This is a genomic window from Streptomyces caelestis (assembly GCF_001279005.1).
GTDB lineage: Bacteria > Actinomycetota > Actinomycetes > Streptomycetales > Streptomycetaceae > Streptomyces > Streptomyces heliomycini.
Genome location: NZ_LGCN01000277.1, coordinates 1 through 6,617, shown reverse-complemented (window position 1 = coordinate 6,617; position 6,617 = coordinate 1). Strand labels below are relative to the sequence as shown.

The 6,617-nt window shown below is 67.5% G+C and carries 4 protein-coding genes and 1 pseudogene; all 5 read right to left on the bottom strand.

Annotated features, from left to right (window positions below):
• Positions 1–81: pseudogene (locus tag ADK41_RS44450) on the bottom strand (helix-turn-helix domain-containing protein); the annotation flags it as partial.
• 597 nt (positions 82–678) lie between these two features.
• Positions 679–2,532 (bottom strand): AAA family ATPase, encoded by a 1,854-nt coding sequence (locus tag ADK41_RS38155; RefSeq protein WP_158717740.1) that lies wholly within the window; start codon positions 2,530–2,532, stop codon positions 679–681.
• 53 nt (positions 2,533–2,585) lie between these two features.
• The gene (locus tag ADK41_RS38150) at positions 2,586–2,801 is read right to left on the bottom strand and encodes a KTSC domain-containing protein (protein ID WP_030837284.1); all 216 of its coding nucleotides are present in this window, start codon (positions 2,799–2,801) and stop codon (positions 2,586–2,588) included.
• Between the two features lie 187 nt (positions 2,802–2,988).
• Positions 2,989–5,580 (bottom strand): DEAD/DEAH box helicase, encoded by a 2,592-nt coding sequence (locus tag ADK41_RS38145; RefSeq protein WP_030837281.1) that lies wholly within the window; start codon positions 5,578–5,580, stop codon positions 2,989–2,991.
• Between the two features lie 40 nt (positions 5,581–5,620).
• Positions 5,621–6,175, bottom strand: coding sequence for a hypothetical protein (locus ADK41_RS38140; RefSeq protein ID WP_324604930.1), 555 nt, complete (start codon positions 6,173–6,175; stop codon positions 5,621–5,623).
• Positions 6,176–6,617: the final 442 nt, after the last annotated feature.

Below are 6,617 nucleotides of genomic sequence, written 5' to 3'. Positions count from 1 at the left end.
CATCCCGGCCGCCTCCATACGGATGCGTTCACGAAACGCCCGCCGCTCGGCGGTCAGGCCGCCACCTTGCGGATACCTCATACTTCCGGCATACCGCGATAACCATCACTTGTCAGCCCCGCGACATCACGCTGACAAGCTCAGTAACCTGCGGCGCTTGCCTGTCTCAGGCACGGATGTTATCGGGATGGACGCCGCAGATCTGCGGCGTTGTTTCGGGGTCGGAGCGCAGCCCGGTATGGCCGGTTTCACCCAAAGATGAGTGCGCCTGGAAGGTAGGGAGACCGGTCGGAGGCTGCTGACCGGACCACAGGGGCACTCCTGGAGCAGGCCCGACATGCGCTCGACCGCCTCAGTCGGTACGCAGCGAGCTGGAAGGTGTCCGTCCGGTTGTCAGTGGCAGGTGGCACTCTTTGCGCATGGCCTTCTGGGGAACGTGTTCATATCGAAGGTATTCCGACGTACACGGGCGGTGCTCCATGGGCGGTGATCGGGTGATACGCGTGCATCGCAAGGACATGCCCTCTCCTGACGGCTGCCGCTGGTGTGGCGACGATCCGGGGCATCACGGGTCTCAGTGGGTGGCTTCGGCCGGTCTGCATACGTGGGAGGCGCCGACGCCGCAGCAGCGGCTGATGCGTATGAAGGCGCGACGAGCGGCGCGTCAGGCCGGGGCGGCTACCAAAGATGCGGCCCCGCGTCCTGCGCGCGACTGACGAGAGCGTCGAAGACCGTGGACAGGGCGGCGGGGATGCGGTCCTGAGGGAGATGGGCAGCGACGCCGACCATGAGGTCTTCCTTGTTCTTCGGTCCCTCGGGTGAGCCGCCCTTGAGCAGGCTCAGCAGCTGAGAGCTGAACTTGCCAGCCCGCAGTTCTTCGATCTCCTGGGGCTGCCAGGGGCCGCGTTCGGCGTTCGGCTTCCACAGCGCGTTGGCCGTCTCAGCCCAGTCCTCGTCGGTGAACAGGTCCTCGAGCTCGTTGGGGGAGCCGAGGTATAGACATTCCTTGTTGAGGTCGAAGCCGTGCTCCTTGAGCTTGTCGTCGCGGAAGACGTGCCTCTGGTTGGTGCGGCTGTCTTTGTCGACGACGAAGGCGACGTCGCGGCCGTGATCTTTGAGGAACCGAGCGAATCGCAGCGCGCCTTCGTTGCTGCCGCCGGCCCACAGGCAGATCCCGGCGGACTGGATCGGGAAGCCTGCGTGCTTGCGGAAGAGGATGGGGAACGCGGATGTCTCGGACACCCCCTCCACGGCGACGAAGAACCGCTCGTGCAGGAGGACGCTGTTACGGAACCCCAGCGTCGTCGCGATCGTCGACAGGTGCCGGCGCACGTCCTTGTCCGTGCCGTCCTCGCTCAGGACCTCCGCCCGGACTCGGCCCTCCTGGGTACGCAAGTGCACCACGGAGGAGATGTCGACTCCGTCGATCAGGTTGAGAGAGTGCGTCGCCACGATGACCCGCGCGTTGGGCCGTGAGGACTGCAGTTGGATGAGCGCCATGATGCGCCGCTGATGGGAGTAGTCAAGGTGGGTGTCGGGCTCGTCGTAGACGAACACGACGTCCGACTCGGGCGCCTGAGTGTCGTCGTGCTGACCCAGAAGTTCGTTGCTGCTCTCCCACAGAGCCAGCGAGATCCGACGCGATCGGCCGGTGCCGGCGGACGAGAGCGGGAAGCGGCGGCCCTGCGAGTCCATCACGTTCAGCTCGACGCCGACCAGCGCCGGACGCACCTGTACCTGAGGAGCCAGCTCCACCGACGGCAGGGTGCATCGCTGCGCGATGTGACTGCGAATGCTGTCGATGTCCTCCTTCAGCGACTCGGCGAGATAGTCCTCGAGATCCGTTACCCGCTTGGCCACCTCGTCGGCCCGTGTGTATTCCCGCAGCCGGGAGTTGAGCAGGCTCTGGATCACGGTTTCGGGCGCCTGAACGGAGTCTCCCTTGAAGTACACCATCGTCGGCATGGCAACAGCCGCCTCGGAGTCCACCGGCACCCACGCGTCGACCTGGTCCATCTGCTGAGCCAACTCCCGAAGCGGCTGCTCCCAGCTGTTCCTGGCGTTCGCCTGCCCGACCGGTTCGACCCCGTGAGCGGCCGCGAGCTCCTTCAGCCCCGGCAGCTTCACCGCCGCCAGGTCACGCAGTTGAGGGTCCTGGCAGACACGGCGATTGATCTCCAGGAACATGCCGGCCTCCGGCCGGAAACGCCGCCGGATTCGTACCTGCTCGGGCAGCCCGAGACGCAGCTGCTCCTCGGCACTGAGGCTGAAACTGCCAGTCACGACCGCCTGGGACACACGCGCGTGCAGTGCGGCTGCGTCGCCCGCCGGTTCCTGGAGGGCGCCGTCGCCGACGTAGGTGAGATCGTGCTCGCTCAGTGCGGTTCCGTGCAGCAAGAAGTTCAGCGCGTCCAGAAGAGCGGTCTTCCCGCCCTCGTTCTGCCCGGTCAAAACCGTCTGGGAAAGGACCGGAACCCCGGCGACGTCCTCAAGGCAGCGAAAACCCTCGACCGAAACGGAACAGATCTGCACGCGTGCCTCAACTCGACAACGATGGAAGGAACCTAGACGGAACGACGGGTGCGTCAGCCCGAGACGCGGCGGTAGACGTAGCGGCCCTTGATGAAGCGGGCCAGGAAACCGCCCTTGCTGGGAGCCGCCATCAAGGCCGTGTGCACGTCCGCAGGCACGCCGTCGTAGCGGTACACCCCTCCGCTGTGAAAGGCGACCTCAAGCACACGCTCCTGCTGGCTGTAGCCCACCGACCGGACATTCGAGGAGCGAACCTGCTCGTGCAACAAGACGCCTCCTGCGGCCAACGTGTCAGGCGTTGCGTGATCGACCGATAATAGCGCCGCCCGGGTGGAGTTGGCAGAAAACGCCCGCCCTCGAACACCCCCGGCGCGGTATCTCACCACCGCACCGCCGCCACCGTGACTCCGCCTCGGTGCATCGCCAGACACGGACAACACGCTTCCTCGTTGATCATCATGCCCAGTTGACGCCGAGTTCGGCGAGGGCGGCGAGCTGCTCGCCGGTGAGTTTGTCGCGCCTTGCCTTTGTGTTGGACACCCACACACCCAGCTTGATGACCACCGGCTCCGTCGCACCGTCGACCGCGATCTCCTCAGCGTGGCTGCGCGGTACCGGCCGGTGGGCGCCTTCCCGCTCCACCCACTGTGCGAGGGCCGCCAGGCCGCGCTGGAACGCCTGCTGCGCCTTGCCCGGCTTCGTCGCACGCGCTGCCGCAGGGGCGGGAGGCGGCGCCTGGGCGGGCTTCACGCCCAGCTTGGACAGCCGCTCCTGCTGCTCGGTCGACAACTGTGCCCAAGTACCCGGCTGGGCCTGCCGCTGGAGCCACCGCCCGATGTCATCGCCGTCCATCAACACGCCCGGCTGGATCTCGGGCAGGCTGCCGTCGGCGTCGACCAGGTCCGCGAGGACCCGGTAGTGACGTTGCCAGTCCAGTGGCCAGGGGCAGTTCCAGTCGGGGTCGATGGCGGTCAGTTGCTGCGCGCGTAGGGCGGCTCGTTCGGGGTTCTTGCCGAGGCCGCCCTTGCGACGCAGGTTCGCCAGAAGCTGCCCGATAGGCACAAGGCCCTCGCTCTCGCCCCAGACCGCGTCCTGTCGCGGCGCGAGGTGCCCGGTTGCCCGCCGGTAGGACCGCAGCGCGGCGAGCTTGGCCTCCCACGCCTCTTCGCCCGGCTCCCAGACCATGCCGGCCTCGGGTGCGTCGAGCAGCGTCTTGCGCCGCTCCTCCAGCTCTCCGGCTCGCAGGGCCTTGCGCTGCTGGTGCACCCACCGCCCAAGTGGAAACGCCTTCGTCGTCCCGACCTCGGCGTCTACGTCGTAGGGCACGGCGTAGACGCCAGCGATCTGGTTCTCCTTCCGCCAGCGCAGCAGGGCCTGGTAGCCCTCGAGCCAGACCAGGGACTCGGGCCGGTAGACCCGGGTGCGCAGGAAGGCCGCGATGGTCGCGGCGTCGCGCGGGCTGGAGAAGTGGAGCAGGGCTGACTGGGCAGCGGCATTGGTGCCGTTCTGCGCTTGGTCCTCGCCGTCGCTCTCCCCGCTGGCTCCGATGATCCGCCCGTCCTCGTCACGCTGCACGTGGACCTTGCGTTTGCCGCTGGTGAGCGCGCGGGAGGCGAGCTGCTCGACCAGGCGCTCATCGTGGCTGCGTAGGCCTTGGAGCACAGCGACCAGCCCGGCATACGAGGCGGAGGCGACCATGTCGGTGGGATCCTCTCCGGGCTCGAGGAAGACGGGCACGATGATCCGCGCGACCTTCGTGGAGCCGTCCCGGTTGAGCCGAAGAGCCCGGCCGATGTTCTGCACGATCTCGACCTGGGAGCCGCGGGTATCCGCGAAGCAGACGGCCTCGACTCCCCGCTCGCCGGTGATGTCGACGCCTTCCCCGAGCACGCGGCAGCTGGCGAGGAACGCCCGGTGCACCCGACGCCCGGCCGCGTCGATGCCGTTGGCGAACTGCTGGAGTACCTCGCGTCGTTCGGTGACGAGGTGGTCGCCGCACAGCCATGCCGACCACACCCGCTCCGGGGAGACGTGGCGGCCCGGCTCCAGCTCGTAGAAGGCCGCGTCGATCGACGACGCCGGCAGTTTCTCCGCGAACGCCGCAGCCTCCTCCACCCTCTGGTGGAACGTCATGACCGTACGCAGGTTGTACGCCGCCGCGTGCTCCAGGAGCGCCGTCTGGAGGAGCCCCAGGCGCCGGCCCCGCTGCGCCTCCTCCGATTCCCCGAGGACGGGGGAGGGGTCGCGGATCTCGAGGACGTCGATCTCGAACCCGGCGAGGATGCCCCGCTCGATCGCCTCCGAGAGAGCCAGCTCGGCCAGCCACGGCCCGTAGGTGGCGGAGTCCTGCCCCATCGACGCGAGCTCCAACTCCTGGCCGCCGGCGTCCCTCTGCGGCCGGGGCGAGGCGAGGATGCGCGGGGTCGCGGTCAGGTACAACCTGAAGTCCGCCGGGATCCGGGCGTTGTCGTGGATCGCCGCCCACGGACGACCAAGATCACCGGCGGTTCCGTGGGCCTCATCCACGATCGCGAGGTCGAAGCCGTCCATGCGCTGGCCGTACAGCCGCTCTCCGCCCGCCAGAGCGGCCTCCAGTGGCCCCCGCACCTTCCGCTGCCCCGTGGGGTCCTCCGGGTCCTCGCGGTCGACCAGGGAGGCGTACGTGGCGAACACGACGACCGGACCGGACCCGGCCCACAGAGCGAGCTGGATCGGGTTCGTGGTGGTGCGCACGCCCAGAGAGTTGAGCACCGCATCGCTCTCCAGCGAGCACACCGCGACCATCGGCGCCCGGTGGCCCACCAACCGCCACGCCTGAGCGGTCTGCACGAGCAGGTCCAGGGTCGGCACGGTCACGAGGATCCGCCCGCGCGGGAAGGACTCCAGCGCGCACGCGGCGGCGGTGATCGTCTTGCCCGATCCGGTCGCGGACACGATCGTGCCCCGGGCACCCTGCCGGGGCACAGATGATCTTGAAGGGAATCCCACCCATTTACGGAAGGCCGTCTTCTGGTCGACCTGGTGTTCCCTGAGCAAGATTCCCTGCATTCCTGCTTCCCTTTCCCGGACACAATTTCAGGCGGTGAGGTTACTTCGAAGGTCTGACGATGTCGTCGAGTCCTCGAAGTCCCCATTCGTCGAGTCCGGCGTAGATGGTGGCGGTCTTGCACTGCGGCGCCTCCATGACCTCGGCTTCGCCCCGGTAGACGGCAATCAGCGAATCGCTGCCGCGCCACCAGGTGTCCGCGAGTCCGGCAACCTCCGGCACGGCCTCGAACCCCTCCAGCTCAAGGTCGTCCACAGCACCACCCGTCAACATCGTGGTCGCGCGCGCACACCTACGGGCGTGATCTGCCAAAGCCAGAGCCTCCACCCACCCCTCAACACTGACGTGCAACGGCACCCACTTCCCGGCATGAAGCCCGAACTCCCCACCCGGACCGATCACGAACGAGTAGGGAAGAGCCGTACGCTGCGCACCGGCTCCGAAGTGCCAGTCAGGGTCCGGCCCCTCGGGTATGTCCCCGCTGAGCGTCCGAGGCCCTCCGTCATAGTGAGGAGAAGGAGGAAGAGCCAGACCACCCCAGACAGCCTCGAAGGCGGCCACCCGGTCGATCTGAGCCTCAGGGATCCCATACTCCATCCACCGAGCCCTGTACTGCTCTATATCGCTACGACCAGTCCAGTGACCATGACACCCAATAAAATATTGAGCCCTACGTGTAATCCCTCCAGGGATTCTCTCACTGACCGTCATGACCCCACCCCTACCGTGTTTTCGCCAATGCTACATGCTGCATCACCTGATGCAGGGTCACCGCCCCCAACCACCCCCTCCCTCTTACTGCTCGGGCCGAAGGCCCGTTGACGGCACCGCGCAGCGGGGCCGGCTTCCAGGGCGCGCAACGCCCTCAGTGGCTGGAGCGCAGCGCAAGCCACTCACAGGGCCCCAGGCCACGTAGTCCCGGGAGCGCAGCGGACGGGACGTCACCCGCCTTGCGCAGCAAGGCGGGTGAGCAGGATGCGCAGCATCCTGCAAGCGCTCACGCGGAGCGGGAGCGCAACCCCTGTGCGTAGCACAGGGG

Coding starts and splice junctions, on each gene's coding strand:
- ADK41_RS38145 (WP_030837281.1), bottom strand. CDS start 5,580: ATGCAGGGAATCTTGCTCAGGGAACACCAGGTCGACCAGAAGACGGCC.
- ADK41_RS38140 (WP_324604930.1), bottom strand. CDS start 6,175: ATGGAGTATGGGATCCCTGAGGCTCAGATCGACCGGGTGGCCGCCTTC.